Source organism: Pseudomonas sp. S3_B08 (genome assembly GCF_054667725.1).
Genome location: NZ_CP162750.1, coordinates 579771 through 597683 on the forward strand (window position 1 = coordinate 579771; position 17913 = coordinate 597683).

Sequence of the window (17913 nt, forward strand, 5' to 3'; positions counted from 1 at the left end):
ACGGTTATCCGACCAATGGTATCGCTGAAGGGGTGGGCGCTCCTGCGCCGCCGAGAGGCCTAGCTCGCGCAAGCTGCACTCGACAGGATCTTCAGCCGCTGCAAGATTTGCATCCAAGAAGATCAAAATGTGGGAGCGAGCTTGCTCGCCAAAAGGCCGGCTCTCTCACTCGAATCACTCAGCCGAACCGCATCATCCAGGCAACTCCAGATTATCCAGCACCCGATTTACCGCCAGTTCCCCGAGCATGATCAGTTGCGCAATCCCCATCAGCGTTCGGCGCTGCGATGGTTTGACCGGCCCGGCGAATTCCTGGGCGATGGTTTTGGCCGAGGCGAGGGTTTCGCAGGCGTTGGCCAGGAGGTCTTCGTTTTTGGTGTCGGCGGTGACGGCGTACATGGCGCGGGGGCTGAAGGGTGGTGGGGTCGAGCCGGGTGGGCAGAGGTAGTGGTCGAGGGCGCGATCGGCGGCTTGGTGGAGTTTTTTTGAATCGAGGGATTCGTAGGTGGAGGTGGGGGCGGATTCGGGCGGGTTGGGTGTTGGTTTGATCATGGTGAAGCTCCTGAGGTTATGGAGCCACGTTCCCCCTGTCGCTAAACAAGTGAAGGTGGCAGCTGTACGCAGGTTAGCGAACCGGTCTCAGGCACCCCGGTAGACCCGAAGGTCTCCCGCATACAGCCGCCATAACGTTATTGCGGGCGAAAAATCCCGCAACGAAGCCATGATCGCTGATGCACTGAGTTGGTCCGAGTCGCTAAACCCGATCGCTGATTCGTCAGCGACCGGACCACAATAGAATCCGACCCCAAAGCGCACAAGCCGGCGGATTCTGGCTTGGCTGTAGGCAATGGCGCAAGGATTTGTAGCCTTGAGACCGTGTCTGCTGGTGTCTTGTAAACAGCTTCGTTTAAATCGAAAAAAATGCGCCGCATTCGAAGGCCTCTTCGCGAGCAGGCTCGCTCCCACAGGGGCCGTATTCCAAATGTCCGATTGGGAATGCATGTCAAACTGTGGGAGCGAGCCTGCTCGCGAAGGGGCCAGCCCAATCAGCCGATAAATCCCAAGTAAACCCTCTCTATTTCATTCCCCGGCAAAAGTTGGAAAGCTTCTTGCAATAGCCGCCCTGCGCCCGTTCGGGGCGTCAAAAGTTTGCTTTAAAGGAACGGGGAAAACCGGTGGATCGCACTCAGTTATTCAATACAGCACGCACCAACGTTGCCGATCTCAGTCGAGGCAATCTGGGCGTGCCGTTGTTGCTGCTGGTCATGCTGGCGATGATGATGTTGCCGGTACCGCCGTTCCTGCTCGACGTCTTCTTTACCTTCAACATTGCCCTGTCCATCGTCGTCCTGCTGGTCTGCGTGTATGCGCTGCGGCCGCTGGATTTCGCCGTGTTCCCGACGATTCTGCTGGTGGCGACGCTGCTGCGACTGGCGCTGAACGTGGCCTCGACGCGAGTGGTCATGCTCCACGGTCAGGACGGCCACGCCGCTGCCGGTAAGGTGATTCAGGCGTTCGGTGAGGTGGTGATTGGCGGTAACTACGTGGTCGGTATCGTGGTCTTCGCGATCCTCATGATCATCAACTTCGTCGTGGTGACCAAGGGTGCCGGGCGGATTTCCGAGGTGAGCGCGCGCTTCACCCTCGATGCGATGCCCGGCAAACAAATGGCGATCGACGCCGACCTCAACGCCGGCCTGATCGACCAGAATCAAGCCAAGTCGCGCCGTCAGGAAGTCGCCCAGGAGGCGGAGTTCTACGGTTCGATGGACGGTGCCAGCAAGTTCGTCCGTGGTGACGCCATCGCCGGCCTGCTGATTCTGTTCATCAACCTCATCGGCGGCATGGCCGTGGGTATCTTCCAGCACGGCATGAGCTTCGGCGATGCGGGCAAGGTTTACGCCTTGCTGACCATCGGTGACGGTTTAGTGGCGCAATTGCCATCACTGTTGTTATCTACAGCAGCGGCGATCATGGTGACCCGTGCGTCCGGCTCGGAAGACATGGGCAAGCAGATCAACCGCCAGATGTTCGCCTCGCCGAAAGCACTGGCGGTGGCCGCTGGTTTGATGGCGGTGATGGGGCTGGTGCCGGGCATGCCGCACTTCTCCTTCCTGAGCATGGCCGCGCTGGCCGCAGGCGGCGCTTACCTGTTCTGGAAGAAGCAGAACGTCGCCAAGGTCGTGGCGCTGGAAGAGGTCAAGCGTCAGCAGGAACTGCTGCCGTCGCCGGCCCGCGCCATGGAAACCAAAGAACTGGGCTGGGACGACGTGACGCCGATCGACATGATCGGCCTGGAAGTCGGCTATCGCCTGATTCCGCTGGTGGACCGCAATCAGGGTGGGCAATTGCTCGCGCGGATCAAGGGTGTGCGCAAGAAGCTCTCGCAGGATCTGGGCTTTCTGATGCCGACCGTGCATATCCGCGACAACCTCGATCTGGCGCCGAGCGCGTATCGGCTGACGCTGATGGGCGTGATTCTCGCCGAGGCCGAGATCTACCCGGATCGCGAACTGGCGATCAACCCGGGTCAGGTCTACGGCTCGCTCAACGGTATCAACGCCAAAGATCCGGCTTTCGGCCTGGAGGCGGTGTGGATCGAAATCAGCCAGCGCGCCCAGGCGCAATCGCTCGGCTACACCGTGGTCGATGCGAGCACCGTGGTCGCCACCCACTTGAACCAGATTCTGTACAAGCACTCCAGTGAGCTGATTGGCCACGAGGAAGTGCAGCAACTCATGCAATTGCTGGCCAAGAGCTCGCCGAAACTGGCGGAAGAGCTGGTGCCGGGCGTGGTTTCGCTGTCGCAGTTGCTCAAGGTCCTGCAAGCGCTGCTCGCCGAGCACGTGCCGGTGCGCGACATTCGCAGCATCGCCGAAGCGATCGCGAACAACGCTGCCAAGAGTCAAGATACCGCCGCGCTGGTCGCCGCTGTGCGGGTCGGCGTATCCCGTGCAATCGTCCAAAGCATTGTAGGCACTGAGTCCGAGCTGCCTGTAATCACATTGGAACCAAGGTTGGAACAGATATTGCTCAATAGTCTGCAGAAGGCAGGACAAGGCTCGGAAGAGGGCGTTCTGCTGGAGCCGAGCATGGCCGAGAAGCTGCAACGTTCGTTGATCGAAGCGGCCCAGCGTCAGGAAATGCAAGGCCAACCGGTGATCCTGCTGGTAGCAGGCCCGATTCGCGCGATGCTCTCGCGTTTCGGCCGCCTCGCAGTGCCAGGGCTGCATGTACTGGCCTACCAGGAAGTACCGGACAACAAGCAAGTGACCATCGTTGCGACAGTAGGGCCCAACGGCTGAGGTAGTGGTTTATGCAAGTTAAGCGTTTTTTCGCCGCCGATATGCGTCAGGCCATGAAGCTGGTTCGCGATGAACTGGGCGCTGATGCCGCCATCATCGGCAACCGCCGCATCGCCGGCGGCGTCGAGTTGACGGCGGCTCTGGATTACAAATTGTCGGCGCTGGCGCCACGGGTTCCGAACATGGAACTCGAAGACGAGCTGCGCAAGACCCAGTCGCGCATCGTCACCGCCCAGGCCGAGCTGAGCCTGCGTGGCGAAGCCGACGGCAACACCAATCAGCAGTTGTTCGCCGGGCTGCCGTTGACCGCAGGCCTGCCGCTGACTGCTGCCGAACCGTTGAGCGAGCCGACCTACGCCGCGCCGACGCGCCCGGCCGCAGCGCCTGCGCAGGCCTCGGCGGGTGTCGATCCGCGTGCACTGGATTCGATGCGTTTTGAATTGAACAGCCTGCGCGAGCTGATGGAAGTGCAGCTCGGCACCCTGGCCTGGAATCAGCTGCAAGGCAGCCGTCCGGCCCAGGCCAATCTGTATCGCCGTCTGCAGCGCATCGGCCTGTCCGGCCCGCTGTCGCGCGATCTGTTGGCGATGATCACCGATATCGAAGAACCCCGTCAGGCCTGGCGCATGCTGCTCGCGCACCTGGCGCGGATGATTGCCGTGCCGGAAGTCGAGCCGCTGGAAGAGGGCGGTGTGATTGCCATGGTCGGCCCCGCCGGCATGGGCAAGACCACCACGCTGGCCAAGCTCGCCGCGCGTTATGTGCTCAAGTACGGCGCGCAGAACGTTGCACTGGTGAGCATGGACAGCTTCCGCATCGGCGCGCAGGAACAATTGAAAACCCTCGGGCGCATCCTCAACGTGCCGGTAACGCACGTCGATCCGGGTCAATCGCTGGTGCAGGCATTGGATCCACTGCTACGCAAACGCGTGGTTTTGATCGATACTGCCGGGCTGCAAGCCAGTGATCCGGCGTTGCGCATGCAGCTTGAGAGCCTGGCCGGGCGTGGCATTCGCTCAAAAAATTATCTGGTCCTGGCAACCACCAGCCAGAAACAGGTTCTAACCGCCGCTTATCACAGTTACAAGCGTTGCGGGCTGGCCGGCTGCATCCTGACTAAACTGGATGAAACGGCCAGTCTCGGCGAAGTGTTGAGCCTGGCGATCAGTCATGAATTGCCGGTCGCGTACCTGACCGATGGCCCACGGATTCCGGATGATCTGCATCTGCCGCGTCGTCATCAATTGGTCAGCCGCGCCGTCAGCGTGCAAATGCAGGAAGAACCCAGCGAAGAAGCCATGGCTGACATGTTCGCTGATATCTATCACAGCCCGACCAAGCAGGTTGGCTGAGGTAATCATGAACAGTTTTTGTACCTACATCGATGGTCTGCCACGCATTGTTCCGATCAGGAACGCGCAGCCAGTAATGTGGCCTCCGTCTATGCAAGACAAGGTAAAGAAATAACATGGGCAGCATGCATCCCGTACAGGTGATCGCGGTGACCGGCGGCAAAGGTGGCGTCGGCAAGACTAACGTGTCAGTGAACTTGTCGCTGGCGCTGGCAGAGCTTGGCCGTCGGGTCATGCTGCTGGACGCCGACCTGGGCCTGGCGAACGTCGACGTTCTGCTGGGGCTGACACCCAAGCGCACACTGGCCGACGTTATCGAAGGCCGTTGCGAACTGCGCGACGTGCTGTTGCAAGGCCCGGGCGGGATTCGCATCGTGCCGGCGGCCTCCGGCACGCAGAGCATGGTGCACCTGAGCCCGGCGCAACATGCCGGCCTGATCCAGGCGTTCAGCGACATCGGCGACAATCTCGACGTGCTGGTGATCGACACCGCTGCGGGTATTGGTGACTCGGTAGTCAGTTTCGTTCGTGCCGCGCAAGAGGTGTTGCTGGTGGTCTGCGACGAGCCGACTTCGATCACCGACGCTTACGCGCTGATCAAGTTGCTCAACCGCGACTACGGCATGAACCGCTTCCGCGTGCTGGCCAACATGGCGCAGAGCCCGCAAGAAGGGCGCAACCTGTTCGCCAAGTTGACCAAGGTCACGGATCGCTTCCTCGACGTCGCCCTACAATACGTCGGCGCCGTGCCATACGACGAAAGCGTGCGCAAGGCAGTGCAGAAGCAGCGCGCCGTCTACGAAGCCTTTCCCCGTTCCAAGTGCGCACTGGCCTTCAAAGCCATCGCCCAGAAGGTCGATACCTGGCCGCTGCCCGCCAACCCGCGCGGGCATCTGGAATTTTTCGTCGAGCGTCTCGTGCAGCAAACCGCAGGGCCTGTGATATGACCGCCAGTGGCATGAATCTTTACAAAAAGTCGGCGCGTGACGCGCAATACGAATTGATCGAGCGTTACGCGCCACTGGTCAAGCGCATTGCCTATCACTTGCTGGCGCGCCTGCCGGCCAGCGTGCAGGTCGAAGACCTGATCCAGGCCGGGATGATCGGTTTGCTGGAAGTCTCGACCAAATACGACGCCAGCAAAGGCGCCAGTTTCGAAACGTACGCGGGCATTCGAATCCGCGGCGCGATGCTCGATGAAGTGCGCAAAGGGGATTGGGCGCCACGCTCGGTTCACCGTAATACCAGGATGGTCAGCGACGCGATTCGCTCGATTGAAGCTAAAACCGGCCGTGACGCTAAAGATCACGAGGTTGCGGCCGAACTCCAATTGAGTCTCGACGATTACTACGGGATTCTGAATGACACCTTGGGCAGTCGCCTGTTCAGTTTCGACGACCTGTTGCAGGACGGCGAACACGAAGGGCTGCACGAGGATGGCGCCAGTGCTCATATGGAGCCGTCACGCGATCTGGAAGATGAACGCTTTCAGGCGGCGCTGGCGGACGCGATTGCCAATTTGCCGGAGCGTGAGCGACTGGTGTTGGCGCTGTACTACGACGAAGAGCTGAACCTCAAGGAAATCGGTGAAGTCCTTGGCGTCAGTGAATCGCGGGTCAGCCAGTTACACAGCCAGTGCGCGGCCCGTCTGCGGGGGCGTTTGGGGGAGTGGCGAGCGCGCTGAAGGCAGTGTGGGGACACTGCGAAACGAGGCTGGTGCGGTGATGAACGGCGCCGGTCTCGATCCGTTGTGCTCCAGACAAACTTTAAGTGCTGCGCCGATTGATTGAAGTGGCGCGTCCAGGTGCTGGGCGCGTTTAAGACTGCTTGGAGGTCGAATTGAACAAAGACATGAAAATCCTCATCGTTGATGACTTCTCAACGATGCGGCGGATCATCAAGAACCTGCTGCGCGATCTTGGGTTCACCAACACCGTCGAGGCCGACGATGGCACCACTGCCATTCCGGTGCTCAACAGCGGCAGCATCGACTTTCTGGTAACGGACTGGAACATGCCGGGCATGACCGGTATCGACCTGCTGCGTCACGTGCGCGCCGATGAAAAACTCAAGCACCTCCCGGTGTTGATGGTGACTGCTGAAGCCAAGCGCGAGCAGATCATCGAGGCCGCTCAGGCCGGTGTGAACGGTTACGTAGTCAAACCTTTCACGGCTCAGGCGTTGAAAGACAAAATCGAGAAGATTTTCGAACGCATCGGCTGATGAATGCGCGGGGGAGCTATGGAGCATAACGAATCATCACAGGGCGATTTCGAATCGACCCTGAAAAAACACGCGGTCGAACTGGTCGAGAGCCTTGAAAAAGGCAAGTTCGGCGACGCGGTGCAACTGATCCATGAGCTCAATCAGACCCGTGACCGCGGCCTGTATCAGGAAGTGGGCAAGCTCACACGTGAACTGCACAGTGCGATCGTCAATTTCCAGATCGATCCGCACATGCCGCAGGCCGAGGAAGTGTCGCAAATCACCGACGCCACCGAACGCCTGGGCTATGTGGTCAAGCTGACGGAAGCCGCGGCCAACCGCACCATGGATCTGGTGGAAAGCGCCACCCCGGTGGTCAACAGTCTGGCTGATGAAGCGCAGACGTTGAGCGCCGATTGGGGCCGCTTCATGCGTCGCGAGGTCGGGGCTGAAGAGTTCCGTGAACTGGCGCGCCGGGTCGACGGTTTTCTGTCACGCAGCAGCACGGACAACCGTGCGGTGTCGAGCAACCTCAACGACATCCTGCTGGCTCAGGATTACCAGGACCTCACAGGTCAAGTGATCAAGCGTGTGACCCAACTGGTCACCGAAGTCGAAAGCAATCTGCTCAAACTCGTGCTCATGGCCAGTCAGGTCGACCGCTTTGCGGGCATCGAACATGACCGCGCCGCAATGCTTGCTGAAAAAGATCCACAAAAACATCTCTCGCAGGGTGAAGGTCCGCAGATTCATGCCGATAAACGAGAAGACGTTGTGTCCGGTCAGGACGATGTGGACGATTTGTTATCCAGCCTTGGATTCTAGAGTTTCGGAATTCGGGTTTTTTGGGTTTTTAGACCTGTAGGAGCACCCCATTAATGAGCTTCGGCGCCGATGAAGAGATCCTTCAGGATTTCCTGGTTGAGGCCGGCGAGATTCTTGAGCAACTGTCCGAACAACTGGTCGAGCTGGAAAGCCGTCCGGATGATGCAGATCTGCTCAATGCAATTTTTCGCGGTTTCCACACTGTAAAAGGGGGCGCCGGCTTCCTTCAGCTCAATGAGCTGGTGGAGTGCTGTCACATCGCCGAAAACGTGTTCGACATCCTGCGCAAGGGTGAGCGTCGCGTTGATGCAGAACTGATGGACGTTGTGCTCGAAGCACTGGACGCGGTGAACAGCATGTTCAGCGAAGTCCGTGAGCGTGCACCGATCACCGCTGCCACGCCGGAACTGCTGGCCGCGCTGGCGCGTCTGGCCGAACCGCAATCGGCGGATGAAGCCCCGGCTTCGCCGGTTGCCGAGATGATCGAAGAACTGGTCGTTGAAAGCGACTCCTCGGACGACATCACCGATAACGAATTCGAACAACTGCTGGACTCGCTGAATGCCGTCAAGGCCCAGGCTGAGGCTCCGGCCGCTGCTGTGGCGCCCGCGCCGGTTGCCGACACGGCGGCGAGCGATGAAATCACCGACGCCGAATTTGAATCGCTGCTCGATCAGCTGCACGGCAAGGGCCAGTTTGCTGTCGATGCGGTCGCTCCGGCGGCACCAGCAGCGCCGGCTGCTCCGGCCGCGCCTGCTGCGGGTGACAGCTCGGACATTACCGACGACGAATTCGAAGCCTTGCTCGATCAGTTGCATGGCAAGGGCAACTTCGCCGTTGACGCGCTGGAATCGGCCATCGCTTCGGCCCCGTCAGCACCTGCTGCACCGGCAGCCGCTGCGGCCGGCAGTGACCTGATCAGCGATCACGAATTCGAATCGCTGCTCGACGAACTGCACGGCAAAGGCAAGTTTGACGCCAGCGCTGCGACTGCCGGCTCCGTGTCGAGCGTCGCCACGCCAGCGGCGAAAGCTCCGGCTGCCGCTGCTGCGCCGAAGCCTGCCGCCAAGCCTGAACCGAAAGCCGAGGCGCCGAAACCGGCCGCCGCTGCTGCACCGGCTCCGGCCCGCGCGCCAGCTGCTGCCCCGGCAGAAAAGCCGGCCAGCGAAGCGGAAACCACCGTGCGCGTCGACACCGCGCGGCTCGACGAGATCATGAACATGGTCGGTGAGCTGGTGCTGGTGCGTAACCGTCTGGTGCGTCTGGGCCTCAACAGCGGCGACGAAGCCATGTCCAAGGCCGTGTCGAACCTCGACGTGGTCACCGCTGACCTGCAGACCGCCGTGATGAAAACGCGGATGCAGCCGATCAAGAAGGTCTTCGGGCGCTTCCCGCGTCTGGTTCGCGACCTCGCACGTCAGCTCAAGAAAGAGATCAACCTGGAACTGGTGGGCGAAGAAACCGACCTCGACAAAAACCTTGTCGAGGCTCTGGCCGACCCGCTGGTCCACTTGGTGCGCAACGCTGTCGACCACGGCATCGAGTCGCCGGAAGAACGCGAAGCATCGGGCAAGGCCCGTGGCGGTCGCGTGGTGCTGGCGGCCGAGCAGGAAGGCGACCATATCCTGCTGTCGATCTCCGACGACGGCAAAGGCATGGACCCGAACGTCCTGCGTTCGATCGCGGTAAAACGCGGTGTGATGGACAAGGACGCGGCCGATCGCTTGAGCGATACCGAGTGCTACAACCTGATCTTCGCCCCGGGTTTCTCGACCAAGACCGAGATCTCCGACGTGTCCGGCCGTGGTGTCGGCATGGACGTGGTGAAGACCAAGATTTCCCAGCTCAACGGTTCGATCAACATCTACTCGACCAAGGGCCAGGGTTCGAAGATCGTCATCAAGGTGCCGCTGACCCTGGCGATCATGCCGACGCTGATGGTCATGCTCGGCAATCAGGCGTTCGCGTTCCCGCTGGTCAACGTCAACGAAATCTTCCACCTCGACTTGTCGACCACCAACGTCGTCGACGGTCAGGAAGTGGTGATCGTGCGCGACAAGGCGCTGCCATTGTTCTACCTCAAGCGCTGGCTGGTCAGCTCCGCCGCTCACGAAGAGCAGCGCGAAGGCCATGTGGTGATTCTTTCGGTGGGCACTCAGCGGATCGGCTTCGTCGTCGATCAACTGGTCGGCCAGGAAGAAGTGGTCATCAAGCCATTGGGCAAAATGCTCCAGGGAACTCCGGGCATGTCCGGCGCCACCATCACCGGTGACGGCCGCATTGCGCTGATTCTCGATGTTCCAAGCATGCTCAAGCGTTACGCCACAAAGCGTATTTGAATCCGGGGCGGCGGCGCGATGACGCGCCGCTGCACCTAATGGAGTGTTTATGGCAGTCAAAGTCCTGGTGGTGGACGATTCGGGTTTTTTCCGCCGCCGCGTCTCGGAAATTCTTTCGGCGGATCCGAGCATCCAGGTGGTCGGCACGGCCACCAACGGTAAAGAGGCGATCGATCAGGCCATGGCCCTCAAGCCTGACGTGATCACCATGGACTACGAGATGCCGATGATGGACGGCATCACGGCAGTGCGGCACATCATGCAGCGCTGCCCGACCCCGGTGTTGATGTTCTCCTCGCTGACGCATGAAGGCGCGCGGGTAACCCTCGATGCGCTGGACGCCGGCGCGGTGGATTTCCTGCCGAAGAATTTCGAAGACATCTCGCGCAACCCCGAGAAGGTCAAGCAGCTGCTGTGCGAGAAAGTCCACAGCATCTCGCGCAGTAACCGTCGTTTCAGTGCCTACAGCGCGCCGGCTCCCGCCGCTGCGCCAGCGCCGACGCCTGCTCCGGCAGCGTCGAGCTACGGCAGCCACACGAGCCACAGCAGCCCTGTCCCGGCACGTCCGGCACCTGCGCCTGCGCCTGCCCGTGCATCCGCTGCCAGTGCTTCGTCGCCGGCTCCGAAACGCAAAGCCTACAAACTGGTTGCCATCGGCACCTCGACTGGCGGCCCGGTCGCGCTGCAACGTGTACTGACGCAGTTGCCGGCGAACTTCCCGGCGCCGATCGTGCTGATCCAGCACATGCCGGCGGCGTTCACCAAGGCGTTTGCCGAGCGTCTCGACAAGCTCTGCCGTATCAGCGTCAAGGAAGCCGAGGATGGCGACATCCTGCGTCCGGGCCTGGCGCTGCTGGCGCCGGGTGGCAAGCAGATGATGATCGACGGCCGTGGCGCGGTGAAGATTTTGCCGGGTGACGAGCGTTTGAATTACAAGCCGTGCGTGGACATCACCTTCGGTTCTGCAGCCAAGTCTTACGGCGACAAAGTTCTGGCAGTGGTGCTGACCGGCATGGGCGCCGACGGCCGCGAAGGCGCGCGTCTGCTCAAGCAGGGCGGCAGTTCGGTGTGGGCGCAGGACGAAGCTAGCTGCGTGATCTACGGCATGCCGATGGCCATCGTCAAAGCCGATCTGGCTGACGCGGTGTATGGTCTGGACGACATCGGCAAGCACATCGTCGAGGCGTGTATCTGATGGATGTTCTTAGCCTAATCGGCCTCATCATGGCGTTCGTCGCCATCATCGGCGGCAACTACCTTGAAGGCGGTCACCTCGGCGCGCTGGCCAACGGCCCGGCAGCGCTGATCGTGCTCGGCGGCACGGTCGGTGCTGCGCTGCTGCAATCGCCGATGAGTGCGTTCAAGCGCGCCATGCAGATTCTCGGCTGGATCTTCTTTCCGCCGCGTGTCGATCTGGCCGGCGGCATCGACCGCGTGGTCAATTGGAGCCTTACGGCGCGCAAGGAAGGCTTGCTCGGCCTCGAAGGCGTGGCCGACGCTGAACCTGACAGCTACTCGCGCAAGGGTTTGCAACTGCTGGTCGACGGCGCCGAGCCGGAAGCCATTCGCAGCATTCTCGAAGTGGATTTCTACACTCAGGAATCCCGCGATATCGAAGCGGCCAAGGTGTTCGAAAGCATGGGCGGCTACGCGCCGACCATCGGCATCATCGGTGCGGTGATGGGCCTGATCCACGTGATGGGCAACCTCGCCGATCCGTCGCAACTGGGTAACGGGATTGCCGTGGCGTTCGTCGCGACCATCTACGGCGTGGCCAGTGCCAACCTGATCCTCTTGCCGGTCGCGGCCAAGCTCAAGTCCATCGCGTTGCGGCAGTCGCGTTATCGCGAAATGTTGCTGGAAGGAATTCTGTCGATCGCCGAAGGTGAAAACCCTCGTTCCATTGAGTTGAAGCTGCAAGGCTTCATGGACTAAGGGAATAACCTCATGGCTCGTCGTCGCCACCAGGAAGAACACGTCAATCACGAGCGCTGGCTCGTGTCCTACGCGGATTTCATCACTTTGCTGTTCGCGTTTTTCGTGGTGATGTACTCGATCTCGTCGATCAACGAAGGCAAGTACAAAGTCATTTCCGAAGCGCTGATCGGCGTGTTTACCGACTCCGACCGCTCGCTCAAGCCGATTCCGATCGGCGACGAACGACCGAAAACCGTGACCCCGGCCAAGCCGCTGGTCAAGGATGCCGAACAGGTCGACGCCGGTATTTCCGGGGCCAGCGATCCACTGAAAAGCATCGCCGATGACATCAGTGCCGCCTTCGGTGACTTGATCAGCTCCAACCAGATGACCGTGCGCGGCAACGAGTTGTGGGTCGAGATCGAGCTCAATTCCAGCCTGTTGTTTGGCAGCGGCGACGCCATGCCGAGCGACATCGCGTTCAACATCATCGACAAGGTCGCGGCGATCCTCAAACCGTTCGATAACCCGATCCACGTCGAAGGCTTCACCGACGATCAACCGATCCGTACCGCGCAGTACCCGACCAACTGGGAACTGTCCTCGGCGCGCTCGGCGAGCATCGTGCGCATGCTCGCCATGCAGGGCGTAAACCCCGGGCGACTGGCGTCGGTGGGCTACGGCGAATTCCAGCCAGTGGCGAACAACGCCACGGTCGAAGGCCGGGCGAAGAACCGTCGAGTGGTGCTGGTGGTGTCGCGCAATCTTGATGTGCGCCGCAGCCTGACGGGCACCGGAACCGCCAATGCGCAACCGGACGCGGCGTTGAAGCGCGCTGGCACACAAACTGCACCGACCCCGGTCAAGACGCCGGGACGCGAGAGTGCCGTCAATTCTCCGTCGCCCGCATTAACACGCTGAAGCATGTCTCGGCCAATCAACCTGGCCGGGAGGAACGAACTGAATGAGAGTCTGGGCAGTCGCCAATCAAAAGGGTGGTGTTGGTAAAACCACATCCTCCATCGCTTTAGCCGGATTGCTGGCCGAGGCGGGCAAGCGCGTGGTTGTGGTCGATCTCGACCCGCACGGCTCGATGACCAGCTATTTCGGTTACGACCCCGACAGCCTGGAGCACAGCAACTACGATCTGTTTCTGCACAAGGGCAGCGTGCCGCAAGGCCTGCCGGGGCAGTTGCTGTTGTCGACCAGCGACGAACGCATTTCCCTGCTGCCATCGAGCACCGCACTGGCCACCCTTGAGCGGCAGTCGCCGGGGCAGAGTGGCCTGGGTCTGGTGATCGCCAAGAGTCTGGCGCAATTGTGGCAGGACTTCGATTACGCGATCATCGACAGCCCGCCGTTGCTCGGTGTGCTGATGGTCAACGCCCTCGCGGCGAGCCAGCAACTGGTGATCCCGGTGCAGACCGAGCACTTGGCCGTGAAAGGTCTGGAGCGCATGGTCAACACCCTGGCGATGATCAATCGCTCGCGCAAACAACCGCTGCCGTTCAGCATCGTGCCGACCCTGTTCGACCGCCGCACGCAGGCGTCGATGGGCACCTTGCGCGTGCTGCGTGACAAATTCCCCGACGACATCTGGCACGGCTACATCCCGGTCGATACCCGTCTGCGCGACGCCAGCCGGGCCGGCGTCACGCCTTCGCAATTCGACGGCAAGAGCCGTGGCGTGCTGGCCTACCGCGCACTGCTCAAGCACCTGCTCGCGCAGCAACTTGTTCCGCAGGTGGCCTGAGCATGATCTTTATTCGTGTAGGAGCTGCCGAAGGCTGCGATCTTTTGATCTGGCCTGTCAGTGCTCCTGAAAAGATCAAAAGATCGCAGCCTTCGGCAGCTCCTACAGGGAGTCGCGCATGAACCGGCCGGTGAAGCTGACTTCTCGTCCGCAACAGGCCTTGCAGTCCTATCTGGCAGACCTGTTGCTCGACCTGCCCGAGGACTTGCCTGCGCCGGTCGAAGCGCCGCCGCCAGTCGTCGAACAGGCGCAGCCTGAAGTGGTGGAAAGCACCGAGGCCATGGACGAGTTCCAGGCCGCGGTGCTGGAAGAACAGGCCCGCGACGCGCAGAAATCCGTCGCTCCGATTACCGCGCCCGCTGCTGCCCCCGTGGGCAAGGCGCCAGTCGCGCTGATCGACGAACCGCGCGCGCCGCTGTCGACCTTGGCGCCGCTGCTGCAAACGCAATTATTGACCGTGCCGGAACCCGAGCCGGAGCCAGAACCCGCGCCGCCAGTGGCGGAACCGCAGGTGCTGGTCCCGCCGCTGGTCGAAGTGCACCTGCCACCGAACAACCCGCCGCCACCGGTCGAACCCGATGGCCGTCCGGCCTGGGCTGCCGATGCTTTCGAATGCTTGCTGTTCGACGTTGCCGGGCTGACCCTGGCGGTGCCGCTGGTGTGCCTCGGCTCGATCTATTCGCTGGCCGGCCACGAGCTGACGCCGCTGTTTGGTCAGCCGGAGTGGTTCCTCGGCATTCTGCCGAGCCAGGCTGGCAACCTGAAAGTTCTGGACACCGCGCGCTGGGTCATGCCGGATCGTTACCGCGATGACTTCCGTCAGGGCCTGCAATACGTGATTTCGGTACAAGGTTACGAGTGGGGGCTGGCAGTGCATCAGGTCAGCCGCTCGTTGCGCCTGGACCCGAATGAAATCAAATGGAGAAGTCACCGGGGTCAGCGGCCATGGCTCGCCGGCACCGTGATCGAGCACATGTGTGCATTGCTTGACGTATCCGCGCTGGCCGAGTTGATCGCCAGCGGCGGGGCAAAGCACTTGAGTGGCAACAAGCCGCTACATAAACCGACATAGCAGCCGACATAACAATCAGGCGATGGCATTTTCCAATGCCACCACACAGAACACACACCGCCCGGGGCGGTTTTTTCGAGGGGTCAGGGTATGAGTAATCAGGCGTCGAATGCAAAAGGTTCTGAAGATCCGATCCTGCAATGGGTGACCTTCAAACTGGATAACGAAACCTACGGCATCAACGTGATGCGCGTGCAGGAAGTGCTGCGCTACACCGAGATCGCGCCGGTGCCGGGTGCACCGAGCTACGTGCTGGGCATCATCAACCTGCGCGGTAACGTGGTCACCGTGATCGACACCCGTCAGCGCTTCGGCCTGCACAGCGGCGAGATCAGCGACAACACCCGTATCGTCATCATCGAAGCCGACAAGCAAGTCGTTGGCATCATGGTCGACAGCGTGGCCGAAGTGGTTTACCTGCGTCAGTCGGAAATCGAAACTGCGCCGAACGTCGGTAACGAAGAATCGGCCAAGTTCATTCAGGGCGTGTGCAACAAGAACAATGAGCTGCTGATTCTGGTCGAGCTGGACAAGATGATGAGCGAAGAAGAATGGTCGGAACTGGAGAGCATCTGATTTGATTCTCGAGGTTGCGGTAATTGTTCTGTTCCTGTTCTGGGCCGGCACGCTGGCGATGTTCGTCTCGTACATCAAGGCGCAGCGAGTGATCGCTGCACAGCAGGCCCAGGGTGATGCGCTGCGTGATCAGCGCATCAAGGAACTGGCCAAACGCGTCGACGATTACCAGAACGGCAACGTGCGCATGGGCGAGGCCCTGCACGAGTTGCGCGCGGTGGTAAGCCCGTTGCCGGACAAGATCGTTGCACTGGAACAACGCGACCCGTCGAGCCTGTCATTCGCCCAAGCGGCGAAACTGGTGGGCATGGGCGCCAGCGTCGATGAACTGACTCAGTCGTGCGGCTTGACCCAGGCTGAGGCGGAGTTGATGCGCAAGTTGCATAAGAGCAGCTAGGAGTTTCAAGCTCCAAGCTTCAAGCAAGATCAAAAGATCGCAGCCTTCGGCAGCTCCTGCATCGGGATTCACGTTTCCCTGTAGGAGCTGCCGAAGGCTGCGATCTTTTGCTTTTGGGCTTCAATAATCATCCCCACGGGCGGTGATGTCCTTCTCGACCATCGGCGCGTTCGGGTCTTGTCCTTCGGGGAATTTGCCCTTCAGATTCCAGGCAAACGCGATGATCTCGGCGATGGTGCGATAGAGCTCTTCGGGAATGCTGTCGCCCAGTTCCATCCGCGCCAGCAGGCGCACCAGTTCGGCGTTCTCGTAGATCGGCACTTCGTAATCGCGAGCGATACGCAGGATTTCTTCGGCCAGTTCCTCGTCGCCCTTGGCGGTGAGCGTCGGGGCGTGGTTGCCGTCGTATTTGAGGGCGATGGCCTGGCGTGGGGCAGTGGAATCGTTCATGCGGTTTCGTCGACCCAGCGGTGTTCGAGGCGGGTTTGGTTGCCTTGCGGCGGGGTGCCGTGGTGGCAGTCGAGGTCGCCGACGTTGAGCCCGGAATCGAGCAAGCGCTGGCGCAGGGCGAACAGGTTGTTCTCGATCAGGTCCGCGGTGTACGGCCGCTCGGCCCACAGCTGACTGGACAGGCTGCCAGCGATCAATTGCGCCTGAATCTGCATTGGCCCGAGCGGTTCCAGATCGAAGGCCAGATCGACGCGCCACAATTGCTGTTTGGCTTCGCGCTCATCGCGGCGCTCGTGGGGCTGCGGCTCGCGCTCTGGCGCTTCTTCACGCTGAAACTTGACCTGCAACGGCACGATGTCTTGCAGGTTGCGCATGGGGATTTCCAGCTGCCAGGTGCTGAGCAGGCGGCCATCGTCGGTGACGCCGGTCTGTTCCAGGCTCGACAGCTGGTGGCTCTGGAGACGCGACACCGCAGCGGCGGCGAGGCGCAGCAGTTGTTCGAGATCACCTTCGCCTTCCAGTTTCGCCAGCAGTCGTTCGGGCAACGGGAAGCTGCTCGGCACCGGTTTGGCGCTGACCTGGCCTAGGGTGCCGAGGGCGTTCCGGACGAAACTCGGCAGTGCCTGGGCCAGGGTATTGGCGGCGATGATTGCATTGAAATTGGTGTTGCTTGGCAGGCCCGGGGTCAGTTGCGCGATCAGTTTGAGCAGGTCGGCTTTCATGTCCGGGGCGAGAGTCGGGTTTTGTCCGCTGAGCAATTTCGCTTCGAGGAACGCGCCGCTGTTGGCCAATGCCAGCGCCACGCCCTTGGCGGTGCTCATTTGCTGCAGGTCCGGCAGGCTGGCAAGCAGCTTGTCGACCACCGCGCGCAGATCGGCCGAAGTCTGATCGCTGGATGGCGGCAGGTTCTGCAACATCTTCAGCAGGCCATCGAGCGAGCCCTGACGACTTTGCTGACCGAGCAATTGCTGACTGACCGCCAGTTGCTCCTGACGGCTGCTCAGCGGCACGAATTTGAGGGTTTGCGCATCCTGCACCTGCGCCGACAACAAGGTGCCGATGCGCAGCGGTTGCGGGCTGTCGACGGTCAAAGTGCTGCCGCTCAATGCGGTGTTGAGCAGGGTGACCATCGAGCGAAACACCGCCGCTTGCCCCGGCGTCTGCGGCAGGGCCTGCGAGGTCACGACTTTGCCTTGCAGCAAGGTGCCTGCGGGCAATTGCGCGGTATCGATGCGGGTGAGGGTGGCGACGCTGCTGGCGATCGCTTGCTGTACGGTGATCGCCAGATTACCGGCCGATGGCTGAGTGATCGCCAGGTTGGTGCCCTGTGGCAACGGCAGGTTGCTGCTGGCCTGCACGGTGGTCTGACGGCCGCTGTCGAGGGTCACTTTCAACAGCAATTCAAAGGTCTGATCGGCCTGCTTGAGCGACAACACCTCGGCCTTGGCGCTTTGCCCCGCGCCGATCAAGCCCTCGACCGGCGTCAGCAGCTTGAGCAGTTCACCCGTCTGCGGGCGAGCGCTCGCCGGCACGGTGGGCGGCAGCGGGAGGATGTTCATTTCGCCTGTCATACGCGGACACAACCTGAGGAAATTGCGCTCTTGAGAGTAGGCACGGCATGTATAATGCCGCGCGTCGTGCGCTTCGTTCAAAAAACCTGGCAATTGTTTGATCCAGCTCGCCAGATCGAGCGATCAAAGCATCTATGCTGCATCTCTTTAA

General features: G+C 61.0%; 17 protein-coding genes. 14 read left to right on the plus strand and 3 right to left on the minus strand.

Annotation, left to right across the window (positions count from 1 at the left end):
- Positions 1-192: 192 nt before the first annotated feature.
- Positions 193-552, minus strand: coding sequence for a DUF6124 family protein (locus AB4N73_RS02735; RefSeq protein WP_460142897.1), 360 nt, complete (start codon positions 550-552; stop codon positions 193-195).
- A gap of 623 nt (positions 553-1175) precedes the next feature.
- Between AB4N73_RS02735 and flhA the strand changes: the two genes are divergently transcribed.
- From flhA to AB4N73_RS02805, 14 genes are all read left to right on the plus strand, one after another.
- Entirely contained in the window at positions 1176-3305 is a 2130-nt protein-coding gene (gene flhA / locus AB4N73_RS02740; protein ID WP_016771062.1) for a flagellar biosynthesis protein FlhA, read from the plus strand.
- Between the two features lie 11 nt (positions 3306-3316).
- Positions 3317-4657, plus strand: coding sequence for a flagellar biosynthesis protein FlhF (gene flhF / locus AB4N73_RS02745; RefSeq protein WP_024012117.1), 1341 nt, complete (start codon positions 3317-3319; stop codon positions 4655-4657).
- Between the two features lie 116 nt (positions 4658-4773).
- Positions 4774-5604, plus strand: a complete 831-nt coding sequence (gene fleN, locus AB4N73_RS02750) for a flagellar synthesis regulator FleN (RefSeq protein ID WP_016771060.1) — start codon at positions 4774-4776, stop codon at positions 5602-5604.
- On the plus strand, positions 5601-6341 hold the full coding sequence (gene fliA, locus AB4N73_RS02755) for an RNA polymerase sigma factor FliA (RefSeq protein WP_016771059.1): 741 nt from the start codon (positions 5601-5603) through the stop codon (positions 6339-6341). Before fleN ends, fliA begins: the two co-directional genes overlap by 4 nt.
- Positions 6342-6508: 167 nt before the next feature.
- Complete coding sequence (locus AB4N73_RS02760) at positions 6509-6880, plus strand: chemotaxis response regulator CheY (protein WP_024012118.1); 372 nt, start codon at positions 6509-6511, stop codon at positions 6878-6880.
- 18 nt (positions 6881-6898) lie between these two features.
- The gene (locus tag AB4N73_RS02765; RefSeq protein ID WP_016771058.1) at positions 6899-7687 is read left to right on the plus strand and encodes a protein phosphatase CheZ; all 789 of its coding nucleotides are present in this window, start codon (positions 6899-6901) and stop codon (positions 7685-7687) included.
- 53 nt (positions 7688-7740) lie between these two features.
- The gene (locus AB4N73_RS02770; RefSeq protein ID WP_236169671.1) at positions 7741-10026 is read left to right on the plus strand and encodes a chemotaxis protein CheA; all 2286 of its coding nucleotides are present in this window, start codon (positions 7741-7743) and stop codon (positions 10024-10026) included.
- A 49-nt stretch (positions 10027-10075) separates the two neighbouring features.
- Positions 10076-11221, plus strand: coding sequence for a protein-glutamate methylesterase/protein-glutamine glutaminase (locus AB4N73_RS02775; protein WP_056783833.1), 1146 nt, complete (start codon positions 10076-10078; stop codon positions 11219-11221).
- Positions 11221-11961: a flagellar motor protein gene (locus AB4N73_RS02780; RefSeq protein WP_016771055.1), complete on the plus strand. Its 741-nt coding sequence runs from the start codon at positions 11221-11223 to the stop codon at positions 11959-11961. The genes AB4N73_RS02775 and AB4N73_RS02780 overlap by 1 nt, the downstream gene beginning before the upstream one ends.
- Before the next feature lie 12 nt (positions 11962-11973).
- Positions 11974-12864 (plus strand): flagellar motor protein MotD, encoded by an 891-nt coding sequence (gene motD, locus AB4N73_RS02785; protein ID WP_016771054.1) that lies wholly within the window; start codon positions 11974-11976, stop codon positions 12862-12864.
- 43 nt (positions 12865-12907) lie between these two features.
- Positions 12908-13696: a ParA family protein gene (locus AB4N73_RS02790; RefSeq protein WP_024012121.1), complete on the plus strand. Its 789-nt coding sequence runs from the start codon at positions 12908-12910 to the stop codon at positions 13694-13696.
- Between the two features lie 118 nt (positions 13697-13814).
- A complete protein-coding gene (locus tag AB4N73_RS02795; RefSeq protein WP_460142898.1) occupies positions 13815-14768 on the plus strand; it encodes a CheW domain-containing protein in 954 nt (317 codons plus the stop codon).
- A 90-nt stretch (positions 14769-14858) separates the two neighbouring features.
- The gene (locus tag AB4N73_RS02800; protein WP_095180727.1) at positions 14859-15344 is read left to right on the plus strand and encodes a chemotaxis protein CheW; all 486 of its coding nucleotides are present in this window, start codon (positions 14859-14861) and stop codon (positions 15342-15344) included.
- A gap of 1 nt (position 15345) precedes the next feature.
- Positions 15346-15741 (plus strand): DUF2802 domain-containing protein, encoded by a 396-nt coding sequence (locus tag AB4N73_RS02805; protein ID WP_042607551.1) that lies wholly within the window; start codon positions 15346-15348, stop codon positions 15739-15741.
- A 120-nt stretch (positions 15742-15861) separates the two neighbouring features.
- Here the strand turns inward: AB4N73_RS02805 and AB4N73_RS02810 are convergent, their stop codons facing one another.
- Positions 15862-16191, minus strand: a complete 330-nt coding sequence (locus AB4N73_RS02810) for an EscU/YscU/HrcU family type III secretion system export apparatus switch protein (RefSeq protein ID WP_041479625.1) — start codon at positions 16189-16191, stop codon at positions 15862-15864.
- Entirely contained in the window at positions 16188-17762 is a 1575-nt protein-coding gene (gene fliK / locus AB4N73_RS02815; protein ID WP_460142899.1) for a flagellar hook-length control protein FliK, read from the minus strand. The genes AB4N73_RS02810 and fliK overlap by 4 nt, the downstream gene beginning before the upstream one ends.
- Positions 17763-17913: the final 151 nt, after the last annotated feature.

Coding starts and splice junctions, on each gene's coding strand:
- AB4N73_RS02735 (WP_460142897.1), bottom strand. CDS start 552: ATGATCAAACCAACACCCAACCCGCCCGAATCCGCCCCCACCTCCACC.
- flhF (WP_024012117.1), top strand. CDS start 3,317: ATGCAAGTTAAGCGTTTTTTCGCCGCCGATATGCGTCAGGCCATGAAG.
- fleN (WP_016771060.1), top strand. CDS start 4,774: ATGGGCAGCATGCATCCCGTACAGGTGATCGCGGTGACCGGCGGCAAA.
- fliA (WP_016771059.1), top strand. CDS start 5,601: ATGACCGCCAGTGGCATGAATCTTTACAAAAAGTCGGCGCGTGACGCG.
- AB4N73_RS02760 (WP_024012118.1), top strand. CDS start 6,509: ATGAAAATCCTCATCGTTGATGACTTCTCAACGATGCGGCGGATCATC.
- AB4N73_RS02765 (WP_016771058.1), top strand. CDS start 6,899: ATGGAGCATAACGAATCATCACAGGGCGATTTCGAATCGACCCTGAAA.
- AB4N73_RS02770 (WP_236169671.1), top strand. CDS start 7,741: ATGAGCTTCGGCGCCGATGAAGAGATCCTTCAGGATTTCCTGGTTGAG.
- AB4N73_RS02775 (WP_056783833.1), top strand. CDS start 10,076: ATGGCAGTCAAAGTCCTGGTGGTGGACGATTCGGGTTTTTTCCGCCGC.
- AB4N73_RS02780 (WP_016771055.1), top strand. CDS start 11,221: ATGGATGTTCTTAGCCTAATCGGCCTCATCATGGCGTTCGTCGCCATC.
- motD (WP_016771054.1), top strand. CDS start 11,974: ATGGCTCGTCGTCGCCACCAGGAAGAACACGTCAATCACGAGCGCTGG.
- AB4N73_RS02790 (WP_024012121.1), top strand. CDS start 12,908: ATGAGAGTCTGGGCAGTCGCCAATCAAAAGGGTGGTGTTGGTAAAACC.
- AB4N73_RS02795 (WP_460142898.1), top strand. CDS start 13,815: ATGAACCGGCCGGTGAAGCTGACTTCTCGTCCGCAACAGGCCTTGCAG.
- AB4N73_RS02800 (WP_095180727.1), top strand. CDS start 14,859: ATGAGTAATCAGGCGTCGAATGCAAAAGGTTCTGAAGATCCGATCCTG.
- AB4N73_RS02810 (WP_041479625.1), bottom strand. CDS start 16,191: ATGAACGATTCCACTGCCCCACGCCAGGCCATCGCCCTCAAATACGAC.
- fliK (WP_460142899.1), bottom strand. CDS start 17,762: ATGACAGGCGAAATGAACATCCTCCCGCTGCCGCCCACCGTGCCGGCG.